Source organism: Streptomyces sp. NPDC001292, assembly GCF_042896465.1.
Classification (GTDB): domain Bacteria; phylum Actinomycetota; class Actinomycetes; order Streptomycetales; family Streptomycetaceae; genus Streptomyces.
Window position 1 is genome coordinate 1 of the sequence record NZ_JBIAXG010000073.1, and the last position, 22,036, is coordinate 22,036.

Annotated in this window: 18 protein-coding genes and 4 pseudogenes; 10 read left to right on the forward strand and 12 right to left on the reverse strand. The window is 67.4% G+C overall.

The genetic code is table 11. The annotated features are described in order from the left end of the window. The first annotated feature begins 281 nt into the window (after positions 1 to 281). Positions 282 to 1,002, forward strand: a pseudogene (locus tag ACFY4A_RS39835) (IS6 family transposase). 220 nt (positions 1,003 to 1,222) lie between these two features. On the opposite strand, the gene ACFY4A_RS39840 reads toward ACFY4A_RS39835, so the two are convergent. Further along, positions 1,223 to 2,257 carry a hypothetical protein gene (locus ACFY4A_RS39840; protein ID WP_390834228.1) on the reverse strand — a complete coding sequence of 345 codons (1,035 nt, stop codon included), beginning with the start codon at positions 2,255 to 2,257 and terminating at the stop codon, positions 1,223 to 1,225. A gap of 82 nt (positions 2,258 to 2,339) precedes the next feature. On the opposite strand from ACFY4A_RS39840, the gene ACFY4A_RS39845 reads away from it, so the two are divergent. Continuing rightward, positions 2,340 to 2,960 carry a TetR/AcrR family transcriptional regulator gene (locus ACFY4A_RS39845; RefSeq protein WP_390834206.1) on the forward strand — a complete coding sequence of 207 codons (621 nt, stop codon included), beginning with the start codon at positions 2,340 to 2,342 and terminating at the stop codon, positions 2,958 to 2,960. A 6-nt stretch (positions 2,961 to 2,966) separates the two neighbouring features. Here ACFY4A_RS39845 and ACFY4A_RS39850 read toward each other — a convergent pair whose 3' ends face one another. From ACFY4A_RS39850 to ACFY4A_RS39860, 3 genes and pseudogenes are all read right to left on the reverse strand, one after another. Next, entirely contained in the window at positions 2,967 to 3,173 is a 207-nt protein-coding gene (locus ACFY4A_RS39850; protein ID WP_390834207.1) for a hypothetical protein, read from the reverse strand. 291 nt (positions 3,174 to 3,464) lie between these two features. After that, positions 3,465 to 4,187 (reverse strand): annotated as a pseudogene (locus tag ACFY4A_RS39855) (IS630 family transposase); the annotation flags it as partial. 53 nt (positions 4,188 to 4,240) lie between these two features. Next, complete coding sequence (locus tag ACFY4A_RS39860; protein WP_390834208.1) at positions 4,241 to 5,224, reverse strand: integrase core domain-containing protein; 984 nt, start codon at positions 5,222 to 5,224, stop codon at positions 4,241 to 4,243. Positions 5,225 to 5,360: 136 nt separating this feature from the next. On the opposite strand from ACFY4A_RS39860, the gene ACFY4A_RS39865 reads away from it, so the two are divergent. Then, positions 5,361 to 5,747 (forward strand): ATP-binding protein, encoded by a 387-nt coding sequence (locus ACFY4A_RS39865; RefSeq protein WP_390834209.1) that lies wholly within the window; start codon positions 5,361 to 5,363, stop codon positions 5,745 to 5,747. Positions 5,748 to 5,824: 77 nt separating this feature from the next. Here the strand turns inward: ACFY4A_RS39865 and ACFY4A_RS39870 are convergent, their stop codons facing one another. The 3 genes from ACFY4A_RS39870 to ACFY4A_RS39880 all read right to left on the reverse strand — a co-directional run bounded on the left by ACFY4A_RS39870 (position 5,825) and on the right by ACFY4A_RS39880 (position 9,151). After that, on the reverse strand, positions 5,825 to 6,175 hold the full coding sequence (locus tag ACFY4A_RS39870) for a MerR family transcriptional regulator (protein ID WP_390834210.1): 351 nt from the start codon (positions 6,173 to 6,175) through the stop codon (positions 5,825 to 5,827). Positions 6,176 to 7,055: 880 nt separating this feature from the next. Continuing rightward, on the reverse strand, positions 7,056 to 7,907 hold the full coding sequence (locus tag ACFY4A_RS39875) for an IS5 family transposase (RefSeq protein WP_390834211.1): 852 nt from the start codon (positions 7,905 to 7,907) through the stop codon (positions 7,056 to 7,058). A gap of 47 nt (positions 7,908 to 7,954) precedes the next feature. After that, a complete protein-coding gene (locus ACFY4A_RS39880; RefSeq protein ID WP_390834212.1) occupies positions 7,955 to 9,151 on the reverse strand; it encodes an IS110 family transposase in 1,197 nt (398 codons plus the stop codon). Between the two features lie 418 nt (positions 9,152 to 9,569). Between ACFY4A_RS39880 and ACFY4A_RS39885 the strand changes: the two genes are divergently transcribed. After that, on the forward strand, positions 9,570 to 10,136 hold the full coding sequence (locus ACFY4A_RS39885) for a hypothetical protein (protein WP_390834213.1): 567 nt from the start codon (positions 9,570 to 9,572) through the stop codon (positions 10,134 to 10,136). Here the strand turns inward: ACFY4A_RS39885 and ACFY4A_RS39890 are convergent. After that, a complete protein-coding gene (locus tag ACFY4A_RS39890) occupies positions 10,054 to 10,836 on the reverse strand; it encodes an IS5 family transposase (RefSeq protein ID WP_390834227.1) in 783 nt (260 codons plus the stop codon). The two genes, ACFY4A_RS39885 and ACFY4A_RS39890, sit on opposite strands and share 83 nt — an antisense overlap. Before the next feature lie 61 nt (positions 10,837 to 10,897). Between ACFY4A_RS39890 and ACFY4A_RS39895 the strand changes: the two genes are divergently transcribed. Then, the gene (locus tag ACFY4A_RS39895) at positions 10,898 to 12,490 is read left to right on the forward strand and encodes an IS4 family transposase (protein WP_390834214.1); all 1,593 of its coding nucleotides are present in this window, start codon (positions 10,898 to 10,900) and stop codon (positions 12,488 to 12,490) included. 107 nt (positions 12,491 to 12,597) lie between these two features. On the opposite strand, the gene ACFY4A_RS39900 is transcribed toward ACFY4A_RS39895, so the two are convergent. Together ACFY4A_RS39900 and ACFY4A_RS39905 are read right to left on the reverse strand one after the other, a co-directional pair. Further along, positions 12,598 to 13,989 carry an IS1380 family transposase gene (locus ACFY4A_RS39900; RefSeq protein ID WP_390834215.1) on the reverse strand — a complete coding sequence of 464 codons (1,392 nt, stop codon included), beginning with the start codon at positions 13,987 to 13,989 and terminating at the stop codon, positions 12,598 to 12,600. A 206-nt stretch (positions 13,990 to 14,195) separates the two neighbouring features. After that, positions 14,196 to 14,303, reverse strand: a pseudogene (locus tag ACFY4A_RS39905) (IS5/IS1182 family transposase); the annotation flags it as partial. Positions 14,304 to 15,007: 704 nt separating this feature from the next. On the opposite strand from ACFY4A_RS39905, the gene ACFY4A_RS39910 reads away from it, so the two are divergent. The 5 genes from ACFY4A_RS39910 to ACFY4A_RS39930 all read left to right on the forward strand — a co-directional run bounded on the left by ACFY4A_RS39910 (position 15,008) and on the right by ACFY4A_RS39930 (position 20,494). After that, positions 15,008 to 15,373, forward strand: a complete 366-nt coding sequence (locus ACFY4A_RS39910) for a hypothetical protein (protein WP_390834216.1) — start codon at positions 15,008 to 15,010, stop codon at positions 15,371 to 15,373. Positions 15,374 to 15,378: 5 nt separating this feature from the next. Further along, positions 15,379 to 16,134, forward strand: a complete 756-nt coding sequence (locus tag ACFY4A_RS39915) for a TnsA-like heteromeric transposase endonuclease subunit (RefSeq protein ID WP_390834217.1) — start codon at positions 15,379 to 15,381, stop codon at positions 16,132 to 16,134. Between the two features lie 56 nt (positions 16,135 to 16,190). After that, complete coding sequence (locus ACFY4A_RS39920) at positions 16,191 to 18,230, forward strand: Mu transposase C-terminal domain-containing protein (RefSeq protein ID WP_390834218.1); 2,040 nt, start codon at positions 16,191 to 16,193, stop codon at positions 18,228 to 18,230. Positions 18,231 to 18,331: 101 nt separating this feature from the next. After that, on the forward strand, positions 18,332 to 19,249 hold the full coding sequence (locus ACFY4A_RS39925) for a TniB family NTP-binding protein (protein WP_390834219.1): 918 nt from the start codon (positions 18,332 to 18,334) through the stop codon (positions 19,247 to 19,249). 9 nt (positions 19,250 to 19,258) lie between these two features. Next, entirely contained in the window at positions 19,259 to 20,494 is a 1,236-nt protein-coding gene (locus ACFY4A_RS39930; RefSeq protein ID WP_390834220.1) for a TniQ family protein, read from the forward strand. 32 nt (positions 20,495 to 20,526) lie between these two features. On the opposite strand, the pseudogene ACFY4A_RS39935 reads toward ACFY4A_RS39930, so the two are convergent. Together ACFY4A_RS39935 and ACFY4A_RS39940 are read right to left on the reverse strand one after the other, a co-directional pair. Then, positions 20,527 to 20,919, reverse strand: a pseudogene (locus ACFY4A_RS39935) (IS1380 family transposase); the annotation flags it as partial. Between the two features lie 120 nt (positions 20,920 to 21,039). After that, positions 21,040 to 21,894 carry an acyl-CoA thioester hydrolase/BAAT C-terminal domain-containing protein gene (locus ACFY4A_RS39940; RefSeq protein ID WP_390834221.1) on the reverse strand — a complete coding sequence of 285 codons (855 nt, stop codon included), beginning with the start codon at positions 21,892 to 21,894 and terminating at the stop codon, positions 21,040 to 21,042. Positions 21,895 to 22,036: the final 142 nt, after the last annotated feature.

The following is a 22,036-nucleotide window of genomic DNA, read 5'->3' on the forward strand; positions in this document are numbered from 1 at the left end:
CGTAGCCTGATCCGACGGGCATGGACGTCACACCGCTGGGACGAACGCCCGAACCGCCGACCCTGACCACACGCCTATCCGCGTGAACTCTAAGGATCCGCACGTGGTACACACCTTCGAAGAACTCGTGGAGTGCAGCGCGCAGCTGACGCAGCGCAGGCGCAGGTCGAGCAGCTACGCGACCAGTACGGGCCGCCCGCCCGCGAGCCGTGGAGCGAGCAGCAGACCGCAACGTACGAGACCGCGTGGCGCGGCACTGTCACGTTGGCTGACGACGTGGGATGATCTTGGGGTTGATCGGGCGGGCGAGGGGACCGTCTGTGGAGAGTGTGCCGCCGTTGTACAAGGGTCATCGGTACCCGGTGGAGATCATCTCGCACTGCGTGTGGCTGTACTTCCGCTTCCCGCTCAGCTTCCGCGAGGTCGAGGAGTTGATGCTGGAGCGGGGTGTGGTCGTCTCCCACGAGACCATCCGGCGGTGGTGCCTGAAGTTCGGGCAGGCTTACGCCAACGCACCTGGACGAGGTCTTCGTGAAGATCAACGGTGAGCGCAAGTAGCTGTGGCGGGCGGTGGACGCCGACGGCAACGTGCTCGACGTACTCGTGCAGAACCGCCGCGACAAGGCCGCGGCCAAGCGGTTCTTCAGGAAGCTGATGAAGGCCACCCAGTCGGTGCCACGAGTGATCGTCACCGACAAGCTCCGCTCCTACGGCGCCGCCCACCGCGAGGCAATGCCGTCGGTGGAGCACCGCTCCCACAAGGGCCTGAACAACCGGGCCGAGAACTCCCATAAACCCATTCGGCAGCGCGAACGCGCCATGAAGGGCTTCCGCTCGGTCGGCGGAGCACAGAGATTCCTGTCCGCGTTCAGCGGCATCTCACCCCACTTCCGACCCCGTCGGCATCTGATGACCGCCACCGAGTACCGCACCGAGATGAGCACCCGATTCACGATCTGGGACCAGATCACCGGCCGCGCCACCCTGCCCAAAACACTCTGACCCAGACCGCCGCCCGGGGCCGACGACCCACACCCCGACACCATCAGACACCCCCACCTCACCAACGTGACAGTGCCCGGAGGGATATGCCTGCGGGGTCACGCCCGCACCCTAGGCGGCGTGCCCACGAGCAGCAGTGTTGCAAGCGCGGAGGCAGACGCCCTCGAAGCCATCGTGAAGATCACCACTTGTCTTGGACGCAACCCGCGCGGACGTCGCGCTAGACGCGGAAGATGTGCACCACATGAGGGGTGTCCGCGAGGGTGTGCGGGGCCAGGGCGTGGTACGCCCAGACGTGGACCCAGGCGTTGCCCGTGCGCAGGGTGAGCACCGCCTTCATCATGCCTGGGGCGAAATAGGTGAGAAGCAGGAACGCCCCCGACAGCAGCGCGTCTTCGAGCGAGCCGAACCGCGTCCAGGCGTCCCACAGGTGCAGGGCGGCGTAGGCGAGGCCGCCCGCGACCACGGTGGCGGCGGTCGAGCCGGTGAGCTTGAGCACGCGGGGGAGCAGGATCGCGTAGATGAAGATCATGGCGGGGAGCACCGCGCCGGCGAGGTAGAGCGTGAAGGTGAGTGGCAGGCCCACGAGCAGTCGGCGGCCGCCCAGTTCGAGGGTCTCGGGTTCGAGTACCAGGAGCTGCACCACCGACTCGACGACCAGCACGATGGCGACCAGGACGGTGTCGGCCCGGCGGTCGGCTGAGCGCAGGAAGAGCTGTTCGGCGGTATAGCGACGGCGGAAGTACAGCAGAGGTACGAGGGCGTACACGATCACGTTGTAGAGCGCCCAGGTGACGGCCTCGGTCGGGGTGACGTGTTCATGGGTGCCGTAGAGCGTGCCGGCGAGGTGGAAGCCGAAGGGGTGCCAGCCGAGTGAGCGGGCGAGGACGTATCCGAAGGCGAGTCCGGCCGCTCCGTAGGCCAGCAGCAGGAGGGTCTCGCGCAGCGCCTGGGCGCGCTTGGGAGTTCGGGCGGCGAGGTCGGGCCGGGGCCGTCGGCGAGTGAGCAGACCGACGAGGGCGATCAGCAGCAGAACCTCGACAAGACCGACGTTGGCTTCCAGGAGGTGGTCCGCGGTCTTCTGCCCGGTGCTGGATGCCCAGGTGAAGGGCAATCGGTCTCCCGCGACGGCGACGACGAGCGCGTTGACGGCCAGCCAGCCGAGGGTGGCTGCCCATAGGGCCCGTGAACGCAGCAAGGGCTTGCAGTGGGCCGAGTCGGATTCAGGGTCGGTGGTGGGGCGGGTGAGCTGCATGGGAGCCTCCGCGATTTATTTAGCACGACCGTGCCATGAAGCATTGGAGTCGAATGTAGCACGCCTGTGCTATAAAAGGTCCATGCCCAAGGTGGTCGATCCCCGGATCCGTCGCAGAGAGCTGGCTGAAGCGGTATGGCGGGTGGTCCGGCGCGACGGCCTGGAGCACGCCTCGGTCCGCAACGTGGCCCGGGAGGCAAGACTCTCGATGGGCTCACTGAGGCACTACTTCGCGAGCCAGTCCGAGCTGATGACCTTCGCACTGCGGATGGTCATCGACGGGATCGAGCAGCGGATCGCGGCACTGCCCTCGGACGGCGACCCGCGGCAGCGTGCCGCGCGTGTACTCGCGGAACTGCTGCCGCTGGACGACCAGCGGCGAGCGGAGAACGAGGTGTGGCTGGCCTTCACCGCCCGCGCCATGACGGACCCCGAGTTGCGGGCCCTGCGCGACGAGGGGTACGACATGCTCCGCGCGGGCTGCCGCGGTCTCGTGGCCGGCCTCATCGGTCCCGGCCGCGACCCGGAGCGGGAGGCCGCCCGACTGCACGCCCTGCTGGACGGGCTCGCCGTGCACGCCGCCATGCGCCCGGACGTCAACACCCCGGACGCGCTGCGCGCCGTCATCGCCGATCACCTGGCCGAGCTGCAAGCTCCACGGACCACTGACCCGACGACGCCATCCTGGACGAGTCTTTACTGAATACGATCAGTGGTCGAAGACGGTCAGTGAGCGGCTGACCGCCTGGCCCGTCCGGAAGTTGTGCCAGATCGCGGCGGCCGGCGTCAGGACGCGCTGGGCAACCCGGGCCGCTCCTGCGCTGAGGTCTGGGAGCAGGCCGAGCGCGGCCGTAGATGAGGCCGGCATCGCAGTGTGCGGTGTCGACGCCTTCATGTCCGGGTCGCCAGACGCCATGTCCGGGTCTCCTCAGCGGTGGCACGTTTCCACGACCGGCTCGCGGTCGACCACCACCTCGTCCATGCCGACCAGGACGCCGGCCTCTCCCGGCAGGTCCAACACAGGGCGACCCGCTCCCCGGGCAGCGGATCCAGCGCCACGACACCCTCGGCGGACTCATCCACGAGTACCACAACGCAGCCTGACGAAGATCACGAAAACTGGCGAACACACAGCTCAGAGCATGTGCGAGACTTTTTGGAACCCTACAGGGTGGAGATGCGGTTTCGTCTGTGAAACCGTGTTCCGCTAGTGTCCTGCGCCGGGGATTCGATCAAGATATGTGGCGAGGCGTTGCAGAATCTCGTCGGCGTCCTTCGTCCAGACGAAGGGCTTCAGGTCCTTGTTCCACTTCGCGATCCAGGAGCGGATGTCGCGTTCCAGGGCCTGGAGGTTCTTGTGGACTCCGCGTCGTATCTTCTTGTCGGTCAGGAGGCCGAACCACCGCTCGACCTGATTGAGCCAGGATGAGTAGGTGGGTGTGAAGTGCATATGGAAACGGGGATGAGCCTCCAGCCACTCTCGGACCGTCGGCGCCTTGTGTGTGCTGTAGTTATCGCAGATCAGGTGGACGTCGAGGCCGGCGGGGACCTCTTTGTCCAGCTTGGCCAGGAACTTCTTGAACTCAGCGGCGCGGTGGCGGCGGTGGATGGAGCCGATCACCTCACCAGTGGCCACGTCCAGGGCGGCGAACAGGGTGGTGATGCCGTGGCGGACGTAGTCGTGGGTGCGGCGCTCGGGCATGCCCGGCATCATCGGCAGCACCGGCGCCGAGCGGTCCAGCGCCTGGATTTGAGACTTCTCGTCGACGCACAGGACCAGGGCCTTCTCCGGCGGGTCGAGATAGAGGCCCACGATGTCGCGGACCTTGTCGATGAACTGGGGGTCATTGGACAGCTTGAACGTGTCCACCTGGTGGGGCTTGAGGCCGAAGGTGCGCCAGATCCGTCCCACGGTGGACTTGGACAGCCCCGTAGCGCTCCAGAATGGCTTCACCGTCTCTGGCCTGATGGTTTGTCGGAAGGTCAGCTTGCGCGGTGGTACTCGTTGATCAGGCCGGCAACGGCTTGCCGACGTTCGGTCCGGGCCGTCGGGAGGGGGATGACATCGGGGTCGTCGTGAGGTGCGAGCTGGTTCCGGCCCTGGTGGGGCCGGTGCCGGTTGAAGTGCTGGGCGTAGTCGTGGAGGATCTTCTCGGCGTGGCCGCGGTCGAAGATCAGGAGCCGGTCGGTGCACTCCTCCCGCACCGAGCGTACGAACCGCTCCGCGTGGGGATTGCAGTTCGGGCTGCGGGGAGGAATCTTAACCACGGTGATGCCCTCGCTGGCGAAGACGGCGTCGAAGGCGTCGGTAAACTTCGCGTCCCGGTCCCGGATCAGGTGGGTGAAGTCGGCGGCGCGGTCGCCGAGCTGCCAGAGCAGCTGCCGGGCCTGCTGGGTGGCCCAGGCGGCGGTGGGGTGGGCGGTGACGCCGAGGACGTGCACGGTGCGGGTGCGCACCTCCATCACGAACAGGGCGTACAGCCGCTGCAGTCCGATGGTGTCGACATGAAAGAAGTCGGTGGCAAGCAGGCCGCCGGCCTGGGCCTTGAGGAAGCAGGTCCACTCACGGCGTGCCGCGCGTCGGCGCGGTGCTGGGCCGAGCCCGGCGGCGCGCAGGACGCGGCGGACGGTCGCCGCGCTGACCTGGTGCCCGAGCCGGCGCAGTTCGCCGTGCACCCGCCGGAACCCCCACCGGGAGTTCTCGGCACCGAGCCGGATGATCAGGTCGCGCAGCTCGTCGGACAGTGGCGGGCGGCCCGGGGAGGGCGGCTGGGTCCACTTCTGCTTCACGAGGAGCTGGTGCCAGGCCAGCAGGGTGCGCGGGGAGACGATCCGGTGGCCCCGGAGCACCCGGGACAGGAGCCGGGCGAGCGCGGCCAGCAGCGCCCGGTCCGGCCAGCCGGGCTTTGGGGCGGCGACCTGCCGGCGCAACACCGCGACCTCGTGCCGCAAGATCAGTATCTCCACCTCCTTCGCTGCGGAGGATCGACACATCAGAACGAGCCACGCGAAGATCCGCGTGGTGACCAGATAGAGCATCCGTACGAGCACGAGGCCTGCCTGCCGGACTGCTGGACGGGCGCGTTCCCCGAGGTCAGGCCCGGTGAAGCCATTGTGGAGCGCTACGCGTCGTTTCATGACTGAGGTGCAGGCTGTTCACGGGATCCCAGTGTCGGAGCGTGCAATGGGCATGGTCGAACTGGTGGTCAGCGAGCTGGTGACCAACGCGTACAAGTACGCGCCCGGACCGTGCCTGCTGGACCTGGAGGTTGTCGACGGTGCCGTGGAGGTCAGTATCTGGGACACAGATGCGACGCTGCCGGCCGCCTGTCCAACGGATCCGGGTCGGGTCGGGCAGCACGGCCTGGAGATAGCGATGGCGGTGTGCCGTAGCTTCGAGGTCCGGCGTGAACCGGTGGGCAAGCGCGTCAAGGCCGCCATCGTGCTGGCCGACGATCCCGGCGGGAATCCCGCGGGCCGCCTGAGGTGACTGGGCCGATCAGGCCGCTTGAGCCTGTCGAGGTAGGGCGATGGGCAGGCTGTTTTGCCGACGGGCGAGAGGGCGTGTCATCTGTCTGGCGAGGTCTTCGACTGCGACTCGCGGCCTTGGGTACGCAGTTCCTCGTTGATGCGCCGGGCTTCTTCGAGTTGGTCTTCGAGGATGACGATGCGGCAGGCCGCCTCGATCGGGGTGCCCTGGTCGACGAGTTCGCGGGCACGGGCGGCGATGCGCAGCTGGTAGCGGGAGTAGCGGCGGTGTCCGCCCTCGGAGCGCAGCGGGGTGATCAGGCGGTGTTCGCCGAGGGCGCGGAGGAAGGCGGGGGTGGTGCCGAGCATCTCGGCGGCCCGGCCCATGGTGTAGGCGGGGTAGTCGTCATCGTCGAGATTGTCGACGGGACGGGAATCGGCAGGGAGCATAGACCTCTTCTTTCAGCGGACGCGTCGGGGGGCCTGGGTGCCGTACGGCACCCAGGCCCCGAGCTTTCAACACCATCTACCGGCGCACTGTGCCGGCCTTCTATGTCCGCAGGTTTCGCCTGGGAGGGCGGGGCTGCGGGGATCGCGGATGCGTGACCGGGGACCACCTTCCAATCCGGGGGCCTGCGGTACCCGGGCGGACTCTTCCTCACCCGGGCGATCCTGATGGCGTCTGCTCCTTACTTTCGGTTACTCGGTTGTACTGCTGGATCCTGCGGGTACTGCTCGCGGCCCCTGCGAGGCCGCGTCCTGCTTGACGTGCATGCGCGGCAGTTCGTGTCTGCCGTGCCCTCATCGACTTCCTGAGTACAACGGAAACTGTAACCCCGGGATGAGTCAATGTCTACTGTGGCCAGAACAGTTTTTCTTCAGATTCGATGCGTGTTCTTCTGTCACGCATGCGCCTGAAAGAGTGATGTCTCGAGGTGGGTGCCTGCCCAGCCGGTCATGGCAGTGCACCAGCTGGCTGACGGCACGGCTCTTGCCGGAGGGTGGATGCGGCCGCGGCCGGAGAGAGGCGGCCCTGCCCGCTACTTCACGCGCTGTCCCAAGGTGATCAACCGTTCGGGGTTTGCGAGGCCGTTGGAACGGGCTCGCATCCGCGAATCGCGGACGCGAGCCCGAGGACGTCTCTCTGAGGCGACCGGTCTACCCGGCGCTGTGCAGCCTGCAGCCGGGCGAGCAGGTAGCGCGTGTCCTTCGCGGAGCCATCGAAGGCGACGTTCCACTCACCGTTGCCCGATGACGCACTGCAACTTGGATGGGCGGCTGAGCCATCCACTTGGCTTCCTCCCACGGCTAAGACCGACCGGCAAATGGATCACTTGAGGCGTCGGGTGGTGGGGCGGTCGTCCCAGCGGTAGCGGGTCGTCGAGCGGCGGATGAGCACGCGGAGCGTGACGAAAGCGGCGGCGAGGTAGAGGTAGAAGTCCACGGCGCTGCCGTCCTTCTCGGTGCAGCGTCGCAGCTTGCCGTAGCCGTTCATCCACGCGTGGGAACGCTCGACCACCCACCGCTTGCCGGCCTGGATCGGTGCGGGGACGCCCTTGCGGGCGATCTCGCCGGTGAAGCCGAACTCGTCGAGCAGGGCGCGAGTCCTGGCGCTGTCGTAGCCCCGGTCGAGATTGACGTTCACTTGCTCCGGGAGTGCTCCCACCTGTGCTTTCGTTGCTTCGAGGGTGGGGCCGAGCAGCAGTGAGTCGTGCCGGTTGGCGCCTGCGGAGACGATCCCCAGGGGGACCCCGGCCGCGTCGGAGGCCATCGATCGCTTCAGTCCCTGCTTGCCCCGATCGACCGGGGAGCGTCCGGCTTTCTCGCCGCCCGAGGGGGCTTTCGTGATGCAGCCGTCCACGGAGATCTCGGCCAGCTCAAGGCCGATCATCCGGTCATACGCCTGGAGCGCCAGGGCGTGGACCTGCTCTGATATGCCCATCTGCGACCAGAGTTGGATGCGGCGTCGGATGGTGCGGTCCGAGCAGCCCGGACTGGCGATCCGCTCGTATCCGGTGCCGTGGACCAGGGCCTGCACGATGTGCTCGAAGACGAGCCGGTCCGGGACCCGGCGACGGTGACAGCCCAGCGGGTGGGTCGGCGCATAGTCATCGCGTGCGGGCAGTAGAGCGGCGAACTGGTCCCACAGGGGTTCGAGCAGGCAAGATGGCAGGACAGGCACGGGCCCTCCGGTGATCACTGAGCGTAGAGAACATCCCAATGCCGTTGTCAAACCGCGGGTGCGACACTCGGTGCGGATTGGTAGCACGCTCCGTCACGGATCATCGCCCAGAGGACGTTCACTCTCCGCCGTGCGAGCGCGATCAGGGCCTGCTTGTGTCCCTTGCCCTCGGCGCGTTTGCGGTCGTAGTAGGTCCGCGATGCTGGGCAGGATTTCAGGCTCGCCATCGCCGACAGGTAGAACACCCTCAGCAGGCCGCGGTGGTAGCGCCGCGGGCGGTGGTGGTTGCCGCTGACGCGGCCGGAGTCGCGGGCAGCGGGGGCCACGCCTCCGTAGCCGGCAAGACGGTCGGCGCTCGCGAAGGCGGTCATGTGGCCGCCGGTGGCTGCGATGAACTCGGCACCGAGCTGAGTGCCCATTCCGGGCAGGCTGCAGATCACGTCGGCGTGCGGGTGCTCACGAAACCGGGCCTCGATGAGCGCATCGAGCTCGGCGATCTCCTCGTCGAGGGTCATCACCGCCTTCGCGAGACGGACCGCCATGCCGGCGGCCAGTGTTTCGCCGGGCAGTGCGGTGTGCTGGGCCTGCGCTGCCTCCAGGGCGGCCTTGGCCAGGGCCGCGGCGCTTCGGACCTTGCGATTACGCAGCCAGGTCTCGATACGCTTCGCGCCGGCGCGGCGGATGGCGGCCGGTGTCTGGTATCCCGTCAGGAGAATGACGGGACCCTTGTTGGTCAGGTCCAGCGCGCGTTCCAACGCGGGGAAGAACTCCAGCAGTTGGGCGCGGAGCCGGTTGATCTGGCGGGTGCGGTCGCCGGCGAGGTCGGTGCGGCGGGTGGTGAGGATGCGCAGGTCGACGGCTATTTCGTCGCCGGGCCGCAGCAGGCCCAGGTCGCGGCGCATGCGGGCCTGGTCGGCGATGACGAAGGCGTCCTTGGCGTCGGTCTTGCCCTCGCCGCGGTAGGTGCCGGACGCGCGGTGGACGGCCAGGCCGGTGAGGTAGGCCATGGGCTGACCGTGGTTGAGCAGCAGACCGATCAGCAGCGCAGCGCCGCCGTGGTTGACGTCCACCGCCCACAGCACTTCCGAGTCGATGTCCAGGACGTCGCGAATCAGCTCCAGCAGGGCCGCCTCGTCATTCAGGACTCGGCGGGACAGCAGCCGTTCGCCCCGCTCGTTGATCACCACACAGTGGTGATGCTCCTTGCCGATGTCCATCCCGGCCCAGATCTGGGGCACGGCCACCTCCGTCAGCTCGTCGTCAGTCCATCCCGCAGACGACCTCGCCGACGTAGTCCTACAGAGCGATCAAGTCGCGTATCCCAATTGGCGGTCGAGTCGTCGCGGGGCTCCGGGCGGCCATGTTCTCTGAGCCATCCGATCGGCTCCTCCATGACAGCCATACCCGGAGCCCCTGGGCCCACCGATCCTACGAATGACCAGCGGAAACCCACGCTTGAAAGGTAGGACTCCATGATCACTCAGGCCCGTGCCTGTCTCGTGTCCAGCGCCACCATTTGCCGGTCGGTCTAAACTTGGCTTTAGTGCGTTGTGGCAAAGGGAGTCCCTGTTCGATGAGCAGGGGCTTCTTCGCGTGCGGGGCATGACCGCGACGGGGTAGGGGCAGGCAGCGGACGGCTTGTTGTTGATCGAGGAGGGCGCGATGCCGTCGGTGCTGGGGTTGATGGAACAGCGTGAGGCGCGGGCGAGGCAGGATCTGGAGTCCTGGACGGAGGTCCTGGAGCAGGCTCAGGCGGAGGTGGATGCCGCGCGGGAGCGAGTCGAGCGGGCCCGGGTGGGGCGTGAGGAGCTCGTGTCGGTGCTGGCCGAGGAGAGCCCGGGTGATACGCCGGTTTCCGTGCCGTCTGGTGGTGAGATGGCTGCCGCCGTGGGATCGAGCGTCTCCAGCGCGGGGCATGGCGAGCGGCCGCCGGTGTGGCGGTCGGGCATGGGCGAGGAGGCGCTCGGCGGCCTGTATCGGGAGGTGTTCGCCGCGGTGGTGGCCGCTTCGGGGCCGGTGAACGGGGTGGAGCTGACGCGGGCGGTGGGCCGGGAAGCGGAGATCAAGAACGAGGTGGAGAAGATCCGGCACCGTGCCTACGTGCTGGAGAAGCGGGGCTGGCTGGTGCGGGCGAAGGACGGACGGTTCACGCCCGCACCCGGGACAGTCGGCCGGGGCGCTTGTCCGGCCAGTGCGGAGCGTCCCCGGCCAGGCGCCGGGACAGCCTGATCACGGCGGCCCACCACACCATCTGGGCGTGGTGGTCGAGGCGTCGTTCGTGGTCGCGGTTGAGGCGGCGTGATCGGGAGAGCCCGCTCAGCGTGCGCTCCACCACCCACCTGCGGGCCAGTACGACAAATCCGCGCCGCCCGTCGGAGCGGCGCACGACCTCGACGCGCACTCCGTGGCGGGCGAACGCCTTCGCCAGCGCCGGACCCTGGTAGGCGCTGTCGACCCACACCAGCTTCAGCAGCCGGCCCGGCTGGTCCATGAACGTCTCCAGCAGCACGGGGGCGGCCTTGGAGTCGTGCACATCGGCCGTGGTCACGGTCACCTCGAGGAGCAGACCCTCGGTATCGGTCAGGACGTGACGCTTGCGTCCGTCACGTGACTTGCCGCCGTCGTATCCGCGGCTGTCCTCACCGACGGTCTCGGAGGCATCCACCGACTGACTGTCGATGACTCCCGCACTGGGCTCGGCGTTGCGGCCTGAGCGTTCCCTCGCCGTGAGGCGCAGGCGTTCGTGCAGCTCACGCACGTAGTCGCAGGTCCGCCAGCGGCGGAAGAAGTCGTAGACCGCCCGCCAGTACGGGAAGTCGACCGGCATGGCCATCCACTTCACGCCGTTGTCGACCAGGTAGCGCACAGCGTCGAGCATCCAATGCCGCGAAGTTAAGCGCTCGCCGTGAATGTCAAAGGCGGGTGAGATGAGGAGGGGCCTCTGCTATTCAGGGGATCGACCAAGATCTTCCTGAGAAAGCAGAGACCCAGTGGCCCAGTCTGTCACGGGCGGAACCAACGTGTTCGCGCCTGGTCATATCGGCGAGTTAACCCAGGTCATCCCACCCGAGTTGGTGGACGCGGTGCTGGACGAGACAGGGGCGCACGAGCAACGGCTGCGGAGCCTCCCCTCTCGCGTCGGGGTGTACCTTGTCCTCGCGCTCGGGCTGTTCGAGCATCTGGGCACCGGACTGGTGTGGGGCAAACTCGTGGCCGGACTGGGCCTCCGGGTGCCGCAGCCCTCGGAGAAGGCCCTTCGTGATCTGCGCCGACGAGTCGGCGTGGCCCCTTTCAAGCAGCTGTTCGACGTACTTGCCGGCCCGCTGGCCCAGCCCTCCACGCCCGGAGTGCGCTACCGCCGCTGGCGTACGGTCGCCTTCGACGGCTGCGGGAGCCTGAACGTCCCCGACCACGAGCGCAACCGATCATGGCTCGGCCGCACCGAGCGTCGCCATGGCCCGACCGGTTACCCCCGGCTGATGCTCATGACCCTGTGCGAAACAGGCACCCGCGGCCTGATCGCCGCCGTCTTCGGACCGGCCTCGAAAGGCGAGACCGACTACGCCCATGATCTGGCCGGCCACCTGACCTCGGACATGCTCCTGCTGGCGGACCGCGCCTTCGACAGCAATGAACTGCTCGCGGACATCGCAGCCCAGGGGGCCCAGTTCCTGATCCGTGCCACCAGCACCCGACGACCGCCCGTGCTGGCGCTGCTGTCAGATGGCTCCTACCTCACCCGGCTCGGAGGCCTCCGTCTGCGGGTGATCGAGGCCGAGATCCGGGCCCGCACCGCCGACGGCGGGGACTTCGGCGGAACCTACCGCCTGCTCACCACACTCAGCGACCACCGCACCGATCCCGCAGACCACCTGGTTCGTCTCTACCACGAGCGCTGGGAGATCGAGGTCACCTACCTGGCACTACGTCACACCCTGCTCAAAGGCCGAGTCCTACGCTCGAAGGACCCGGTGGGCCTCAACCAGGAGATGTGGGGACTACTCACCCTCTACCAGGCCCTGCGCTCGGTCATGGTGACCGCGGTGGAGACAATGCCCGGCTGCGATCCGGACCGGGCCGGCTTCACCATCGCCCTAGAGGCCGCCCGTGACACGGTCGTCAGCCTCGCCGGGACAACCGCGGCATCAGGGCCGGACAGCCACCCCGACCTGGTAGGACACATCGGCGCCCGCGTCCTGCACGCACTGCTTCCTGGGCGCCGGATGCGGCTGTCCACCCGCATCGTCAAGTGCGGAACCTCCCGCTACAACATCTGGAACCGCGACGGGCGTCCACGCGACAGCACCCCGATCACCGGCATCGAGATCACCGTCCACCCACCCGCCCTGCCCAGCGCGCAGGACCCGAGCCGGGCCCTCTCCGGCCGCTGGGGCCAGGTCTGCCAGATCCTGGCTGCGAACTCCAACCAGGCCATGCACACCCGGGATATCGCCCGGCGTCTCGGACTCCCCACCTCTGGACGCCCCCTCAGCAGTCTCACTGCGCAACTGTGCTACTGGGCCCGCAACGACCGACTCGTCCCGGATCCACCGGCTCACTTCGTGAGTGATTGTTTTCGGTGATCGGGGCGGGCTGTTCGGTTGCGGGCGTGGAGGGACCGCTGGTCTGCCCAGCTCTTCCACATGTCCACAGGTCTCGGGCCCTGGCGGGCGGGTCGGATATGGGCTGGTCAGGCCGGTTGGGGCGGGGTGTGCACGGCGTGGAACAGGGCTTCGATGGCGTGTTGCCAGGCCCAGCGTTCGGGCAGGTGCAGGATGAGACGGCGGGCCGAACGGGCCAGGCGGGCGGGCACGTTGATGAGGTGGTCGCGGATGGTCGCGCAGGTCGAGCGGGCGTGGAAGGTGTCGGCGAGGGTCCCGCAGGCGCGGGTGAGGTTGAAGGCGATGGCGGCCAGCGCGAGCCAGGCGGCGTTCGCCTGGAAGTTGCCCGAGGGGGCGTGCGCGAACGGGCCGTTCTTCAACTCGGAGATCACCTGTTCCACGACTGCGTGGCGTCGGTGATCACGCTCGGCGTCCGCCAGCGGCAGGTGTGTGTCGGTGAACGCGGCGTGGTAGCGCCAGGCGGTGAACAGCTCGCCTTGGCCCTCGGGCACGGCCGCGGGGTTCAGCCGCTTGACACGGCGCACGATGAGGCGCGCGGTGACCTGCTGCTTCTTCGGTTTCGAGGTGAAAGCGGTGTAGGGGATTTCGGCGATCTCGGCGTCCGATATCCAGCGTTCCTCCTCGGCGTCCCACACCGCCTTGGGGTATTTGATTGGCGTCCAGGTGCCTTCGTCGATCGTGGCGATGGCCTCCTTGACGGAGGCGTTCATCCGCACGGTGACGGAGAAGCGGGCGCCTGCCGCGCGGCAGGCGGCGATCACCTCGGCGGCGTAGTAGGCCGAGTCCGCCCGCACGATCAGCGTGCCCTTGGCGCCGCAGGCGGTGGCGGTCCGGACTGCCTCGGCGGCGAACGAGCCTGCTCCGCGCGCCGAGTTCACGCCTCCTTTGCGCAGTCTGGTGGCGGCGATCACCGGGGCGGCCAGCGGGGTGGACAGCGTCGCGATCAGCGCATTCAGGCCCTTGACCTTGTTGTATCCGTAGCCGACGCCCTGCTTGGCATAGCCGTGGACCGGCTTGATGGTGTCGTCCAGATCGAGGTAGGCGATCTGGTCCGCGCCGGGCAGCAGCGGGGTGTGCGCGGCCAGGCGGGGCAGGAACCGGCGGGCGACGGCGTGCAGTTGCTTCACGTGTCCGTGGGTGAAGGACCGCAGGAAGCTGCCCAGCGTGGAGGGTGCCCGCACCCCGGTGAACAGGCGCCGCATCGCTCCGTGCCGCAGTCTGTCCATGTCGTCGATGCTGTCCGCCCCCGCGGCCATGCCCGCGATCAGAGCCATCGCCTTCGCAGCGGGGAACGAGCCAGTGCCGTCCTTCGAGGCCGGCAGCCGTACCAGCTCGCCGGTCAGCTCCGGCAGTCCGCACCGCTCTGCCAGGCGCACCAGCGGCTCCAGCCCGCCGTACGCGATCAGATTCGGATCATCGAACCGTGCGGAGACCTTCGCCGCGGCATGGGAAGATTGCATCTCAGAAGTGCCCTGCTGATCGTGCGTGGTGGAAGCGTAGAGAACTCCCATCATCGCAGGTCGCGGGGCACTTCCTCGTTCCCGGCAACGTTACTGCCAGACATCAACCGGTGGATCCGGGCTCGTCCGCACCGCTCCGAGCACCTACAAGATCACCCTCCCCGACATCTTGACGCCACCACCGAATCCTTAACTTCGTGGCATTGGTCGAGCATCTCACGGTGGCAGTACGCCTCCGGACGCCCGCCCCGCTTCAGGAGCCAGGCCGGCACCGGCATCGCGGAGCGGACCTCGGCCCACTCCGCATCCGTCATGTCACTCGGATAGCACCGCACCCGCCGTCCGGGAGCGATCGAACCGAACCTGTGGACGTAGCAGTCACACCCAGGGGTGACCGAGGTGGACGCAGGCACAGCAGGGATGGTCAACTCGTCAGACAACGGGTCTCCTTGCTCGTGACCGGCCTCAACAACCACGTCACTACCAAGGGGCCCGTTTCTTCATGCCCACGACCGCACCGGCATCCCTGTCCGAATGATCACCCGCACGCAGGCTTCGAACGAGCTCCGGTTTGCCACAACGCACTCACCGAGCGAAAGACCCCACTGGGACGTCAGCCGCGCGATGAGATCCGGCGTGTGAGCGCACCATTCGGCAACCTGGGGACCGAATCGACGTACCAACCGCGTAGTGACGCTCTCCACATCCACCAGCAGTCGTTTCACACGGGTCAGTCTGCCGCTCGCACGATCTTTGTCCACCATTTTTCCACCGCTCGCTGTGAACGCGAGCCGACGAGCGAATCGGACCAGAGCAGTCACCCAACCTTCGATGAGAATCGCTCAGTCTTCGCTGAGACAGATCACCCGTTAAGAGCTCTCGACACGAGCCACGGGATGAGAAACACGTGTCCTGTGACAGTCGATCTTCCTCTTTGTCAGTGAATCTTGCTCAAACCCACTCTGTTGCCACTACGGTTTCCTCGGTACGTGATTGCTCAGACCGGGGATGTGGGCTCGTGGCCGGAGACGGTGTCATACCGCTCGTGCATCTGGACTCGATCGACGAGGTCCGGGCTGTGCACAAGATGCTGTTCGACCGAAAGTTCGACGGCCAGGAGGATGTGTACTTCGGGAGCCCGTTCATCGCTTCGGTCCAGCACAAGCTGGTGGACGCATTGGCAACGGCGGAGCCGGCCAAGAACTGGGCCGCTTGGCGTGACGCGGCCGGGCACCCGGAGAAGGTGGAGAGGATCCGCAACCACCTGGCCGGACTGGGCGAGTGGTGGACAGCCGCGTCCGTCATCAAGCGGGAGGCATACGTCCGCGACCTGCTCGCGCCGCTGCGGGTGGATGACGAACTGCTGGGCGAGCTGATCCGGTGAGCGTCGTGGCTGCTTCGGAGCATGAAGCGGCCGGAGGTGGGTTCACGCTCCGATTCGGCGGTACTGGAGGCCACGAGCGGGTTGCTCCGTTGGCTCAGTGCCACGGGCTGGCGTGGGAGGAGGCAACTCCGGTCCGGACGTTTCGTTGGTCGCGCGGACTCGGGCATTTCCCAGGCTGGTGGTGGGCCGCTTCGACTGGACGTCATGTGGGGTTCGAGTCGTGGTTGGAACAGGACCGGCTGATCATGTTGGACTTCGATCCGGACGTTGTGGGGATCGCTTCGCAGCCGTTCTGGCTGCACTGGCACGACGGGAAAGAGAAGCGGCGCCATGCCCCGGACTACTTCGTACGGCTTGCCGACGGCCGTGCTCGCGTGGTCGATGTTCGTGCCGAGGACCAGGTCGACGAGCGGACCGCCGAGGCGTTCGCAGCCACCGATCTGGCCTGTTCGGCGGTCGGCTGGGAGTTTGAGCACGTCGGCACCCCTGATCCTGCGCTGATGGCGAATCTGCGGTGGCTGGCCCGCTATCGGCACCCGCGCTGCGCCGACAGACCTGAGATCGCAGCCCGGTTACAGGAGACATTCGCAGCACCGACGCCGTTGCTGACGGGAGCCGAGGACGTCGGGGACCGGCTGGCGGTCCTGCCCGCGCTGTTTCACCTGATGTGGAGGCAGGAACTGGTGGCCGATCTCGCGCATGAGCGGCTTGGCCCCACCACGCTGGTGCGGGCCGCTGGTCCATCGGGGGGCTCGTGGTGAACGAGGGACGTCGACCGCGGCGGCCTGTCGGAGTGTCGATCGGTGATCGAGTACGAATGGCCGAGGGCCTGCACACAGTGATCGCGGTGTCCGGCACGACCGTGCGTCTGGCGGACACGGATGGTGCGGTCACCGACATCGGCCTGATCGAGTTGTCGGCGGCCGAGGACTTCGAAGTGGTACGCGCGTCGTCGCGGACACCGGTTCCGCCGACCACGCCGTTGGAGGGTCTGCCGGAGGCAGTAGCGGCGGAGGCACTGTGGTGGGAACAGCACATCGTGGAGGTGTTGCGCGGGGTTCCGCCGCAGGCACCTGCTGGCACGAGGCCGAAGCCGGAGTACGACCCGGCGGTTGTGTCGCTAACCCGCCGCGAGCAGGCCAAGGCAGCGGAACTGACCGCTGCGGGGTGGCCAGTGACAGCGAGTGCGATCACCAAGCGTCGCCGCCGCTATGAAGCCCGCGGAGTGGTCGGGATGGCCGACCACCGGTCCACCAAGCCCGTCAGCGCACACGGCCGGGTGGACCCGCTGGTGGTGGAGGCGATGCGGAAGGCAGTCGCCGAGGCCGCCCAGGGCTCCACCCGGACGGCGACTTACCTGTTCTGGCGGACCGGTCAGATCCTGGAGGCGGATCACGGCCGGGGTGCGGTGGAGCTGCCCTCGCAGCGCAGTCTCTACCGTCTGCTGGAGAAGCTGTCGGCGGGCAAGCACACCACCGGTTCGGCCCGCACCCGCCGGTCGCTGGCGGACCGCCCCGACGGGCCGTTCGGCGAAAGAACAGCAGTGGCGCCGGGCGAGTTGATGCAGATGGACTCCACCCCGTTGGACGTGCTGGTCCGCCTGGACGACGGGGTCGCCACCCGAGTTGATATGACCGGCATGATCGATGTCGCGACCAGGAGCGTGACCGCGGCGGTGCTGCGGCCGACGACCAAGTCCGTGGACGCCAGCGTGTTGCTGGCCCGCACCGTCACCCCTGAGCCCATGCGGCCTGGCTGGGCCCAGGCGTTGGCGATGTCACGCTCGGCGTTGCCGTTCAGGCGGTTGCTGGACATCGACGCGCGTCTGGAGCACGCCGCTGCCCGGCCGGTCATCGTCCCCGAGACCATCGTGGTCGACCAGGGGAAGGTGTTCATCTCCCGGAACTTCCGGGCCTCCTGCAACTTCCTGGGCATCAATTTCCAGCCGGTTCACGACGCATCGGGCTGGGAGAAGGGCCACATCGAGCGGATGCTGGGTTCGGTCGGAACTCTGTTTGCCCAGTTCGTGGCCGGTTACACCGGCTTCAACGCCGAGCGGCGCGGTCGGCACGTCGAACAGCAGCCGCTTTGGTCCTTGCTGGAACTGCAGGAGCTCTTGGACGAGTGGATCGTGGTCTGGCAGAGCCGGCCCCACGACGGACTGCGCGACCCCCTTCACCCCGGGCGGATGTTCAGCCCGAACGAGAAGTACGCCGCCCTCGTCGAGACGGCGGGCTATGTCCCGGTCGCGTTGTCGGCTGATGACTACATCGAGCTGCTGCCCGCGACCTGGCGGGCGATCAACGCCTACGGCGTGAAGATCAAACACCGGACCTACGACGACCAGGCCCTGAACCCGCTGCGGCAGCAGCGGTCGGGGGTCAAGGACCGCAAGGATCTGTGGGAGATCCACTACGACCCCTACGACGTGTCCCGCGTCTGGGTCCGTGACCACTGGAAGGGCGGCTGGATCACCCTGTTCTGGAAACAGCTGCACCGCGTCGCTGCCCCGTTCGGCGAACTGGCCTGGGACCATACCCGCCGCACCCTGCCCGGAGGGAGTGAGGAACAACTCGCCGATGCCGTCGCCGACCTGCTGCGACGAGCCCATCAGGGTCCCGCTGACAGCGGTGACGCAGGCAGCAGACCCCGCCTCAGCCGCCGGGACCGTCGCGTCGCCGCCCGCACCAAGTCCAGTCCGCCGTCCACCCCCATCACGCCCGAGGCCCGGCCCCCTGCCGACCACGTTGCAGACGGAGAAGCGGATCAAGCAGACGACGCTCCCGAGGAGAACGTCGCCCAGGTGATCCCGATGCCGATCTTCGACCCGTTCACCGAAGCGGACAAGCGGTGGTGAGCCAGGTGCCGGGACAGGGCGGGGATTCCACAGACAGGTACGGGCATCTGCAGCTGACTACGCTGCCGGGCTGGCGCGGGTTCGTCACCGAGATACCCACAATGCCGGAGCTGCTGCCCGAGGCGATCTGGTCGGGTCTCGCGGACGACAAACGAGCCTGCTACGACGATGACCGCATCGACCACCACTCACGGTTGCTGGTGGTCCAGACTCCCACGATCCGCCAGGTCATCACCTCGGGCCGCCGACTAATCCAGATGAACAAGAACGCTCACTACGGACGATGCGGCCTGATGGTGTCCGGCCCTGCCAGAACAGGAAAGACCACCGCACTCACCCAACTCGGCAAGACCGTCGAGGTGATCCACCGACGGCGTCACCCGAACTCCTCCAGCGACATCCCGGTCATCTACATCACTGTCCCACCCGCCGCCACCCCCAAGATGATCGCGATGGAGTTCGCCCGGTTCTTCGACCTGCCGATCTCCACCAGGAGCAACATCACCGACATCGCCGACGCGGTCTGCGGCGTCAGTACGGACGCCCGTGTGACCCTCGTTGCGGTCGACGAACTCCACAACCTCAACACCGCCACACGCGCCGGCGCCGAAGCCTCCGACACCCTGAAGTACTTCTCCGAACGCATCCCGGCCACCTTCGTCTACGCCGGGATCAGCCTGGAACGCACCGGACTGCTCTCCGGCGCCCGCGGAGAGCAGATCGCCGGCCGGTTCGGCATGGTCCGCACCGGACCATTCGGCCAGGACCAGCAGTGGACCGCGCTGATTGCAGCCCTGGAAGACAGCCTGCGGCTCCACCGCCACCGGCCCGGTGCCCTCACCAGACTCGACCGATACCTGCACCAACGCACCCACGGGATGATCGGGAGCCTGCTCTGGCTAATCCGCGGTGCTGCCATCAACGCGGTCCTGGACGGCACCGAGAAGATCACCAAGAAGGCCCTCGACGCCGTCGACGCCGACTTCACTTCCCAGTCCCCACGGCCACCCGCCACGTGATCAACACCCATGCTGCCCCGAGAACGAGCCGAGAAGATCCTCACCCTGCATGCGGCCGGATGGCCGGTGCAGGCCATCGCCGACCACATCGGCCATAGCCACCAAACCGTCCGCGACTACATCAACGGCCGCAGAACGCCGGGGATTCGGGCCCCACGGCCAAGTCTGCTCACCGAACCCCTCGCCAGCTACTGCCGTCAGCGACTCACCGAGGATCCGCACCTGCGGCCCAGCGCCCTGTTCAAAGAAGTAGCCGACCTCGGCTTCCAGGGCAGCCGGTCAACCTTCTACCGCGAGCTGGACCGCCGAGTGCTGGTCCCGGCCAGCCGCAGGGAAGACAACTCTCAGGAGGAAAATCCCCAGATCCCATCCGGGATGTCCCGCACGCTCGCCCGAAAGCAGGAGCGGACACCGGTGCTGCCACAGCGAGTCGCCCCGATCGCAGGGGAAACCCTCAACTCCTACCTGGCCCGCATCGCCCAGGCCAACCACCTCACCGTCACCGAGGTACTGGCAGTACTGCCCACCTGGTTCTCCGCCAAGACCAACAACCTCGACGACCGAGCCCAGCACCACATGCTCGCCCCCGCAGGCACCCATGCCCTGCACGAACTCGCCCACCTCACCAGCACCACTACCGCCAGCCTGGCTCACGCACTACCCGCCTTCGGCACCGACGAAGGCCCCGTCCGGGCCACAACCGCCTGCCACCGGTGCACGGCCCGCCTCGGCATCCGCCAGCCCATCCCCGTCCACCTCCCGGTTCACCACAAGGTCTGCACGCGGCACGGAATCTGGCTCAGCGATGTCGGAGAACCCCACCTCGACCTCTCCACATGCCCGGAGATCACCACCGCCCAGCGCCGGGTGAACCGCCTCCTCCGCCGCTTCACACCCCAGCAACTCACCCTCGCCCACCAAACTGCGGTCGAAGCCGTCCCGCCCTGGCCGGCCTCCCCAGCCGCAGTTCCGCACCACTGGAGATACCGGCTCCTCGCACTGCAGACCCACAATCACCACCGCTGCATCTCAACCGAACTCGACGCTTACACCCACGCCGCGATCTACCCCGACGCCGTCGAACTCGCCGCAGCAGCTCTCCCCAAGCATCCTCACGAACCAGCAAGATCCACTGGCGAAAACTCTCCACATCTCCGAACGGTGGCACCCGCGGTTCACGGCTACTTCGCCACTCAAGATTCCTCTTCGCAGGTCAGAGCGACCGCGTCAGGGACGACTCGGTGACACAGGACAACACGCACTGAGCCAGGCAGCAGTGGAGTGTGCGCGGCCAGCGCGGCCAGGAATCTGCGGTGCACAGCGTGGAGTTGGAGGGCGTGACCGTGGGTGAACGCGCGAAGGAAGGTGCCAAGCGTGGACGGGGCGCGGATACCGCTGAACAGCGTCGGCATCGCACCGTGCCGCAAGCCTCCAAGGTCCTCGATGCTGTCCGCGCCCGCAGCCATGCCTCCCACGATGCTGGTGACCTTGGCGTCCGCCGCAGCCCCCGCACCGTTCCTCGCCCCAGTCAGCTTCACCTTCTGCGTCACCAGGTCCGACAGCCCGCACCGTTCGGCCAGCCGCATCACCGGGACGAGTCCGGCATGCGCGATCAGGTTCGGGTCATCGAACACAGCGGAGACCGCTGCCGGAGTGTGGGAAACTTGCATCTACGAGGTGCCTTGCTGATTGTGCGTGCTGGAAGCGTCAGAACTCCCATCATCGCAGGTCAGCGGGCACCTCTTCTTGATTGCTCATCCACAGGACGCGAGTCACTCGGTGGATCGAGGCTAAGCAGGACCGAGCAGGTTGAGGATGGACGCCCAGGCAGCCTTGCCGAGCAAAGCATCGGCGTCCGCTGATCCTCCATACAGAAAGGTCTCCGAAGGCGCGGCCGGGCTCTCGCCGGGGAAACGCGGCCGGTGTCCGGCATCCTCACGGACCACAACGCGGACCTGGGCGCCTGCCTGGTGACGTCGCGCTGCCAACTGCTCGGCATACCGCAGCGACGGCCACATCGCGTCGTCCCCGCCGGCGACAAGCAACACATCAGCGCGTGCCTTCTCCACAGGAATCGCCGCAGCATCCAGATGCCGGGCGAACGTCTCCTCGCTCAGTTCGTACCAGCCGCGGATCGCCACCGGACCGTTTTCCCGCCTGGCGGGCTTCCAGGAATCATCCATCGGGACGAACGGCAGCGGACACCCGCGCCAGCTCCACGAAGAGCGATACGGGCGTGACTGACCATCGAGCCCTGGCCCGACGTTGCACCAGGCCAGCGAAGTCGGTGCCATGGCGACCACTACATCGACGCGCGGCTCGTGCACCGCGGTCAGCAGCGCAGCCTCGGCTCCCTTGGACAAGCCGAGCAGACCAACGCGCTCCGCCCCGCGCGACCGCAGCAGGTCCACCGCGGCGACGAATGTCTCCAGCGGCACCTCGCAGATCCCCTTCGGCTGTCCGAGGCCGCCGAACCAGCGGATCGCCAGGGCAAGGAAGCCCTGCTCGGCGAGCAGCCGGGCGCGTTGCCGGTCCACCCGACCGCTCGACCCCGCCAGCACGACGACCCCCGTGCTGGCAGCCGCGGTCGGCTCCAGCAGGACCGCCTCCCAAGGGGCCGTCAGCTCATGCTCGATGACCTTCATCACCTGTCCCTCCCAAGCCAACCGCGATCCCGATCCCGAGCACCCTATTGCGCGTGATCAGGCCCAATGGCACGGGAGGCGCCGAACAACCACTCAACATCACGCTGATCGCTCCCCAGCACTCCCCACTCCGTTGAACAAC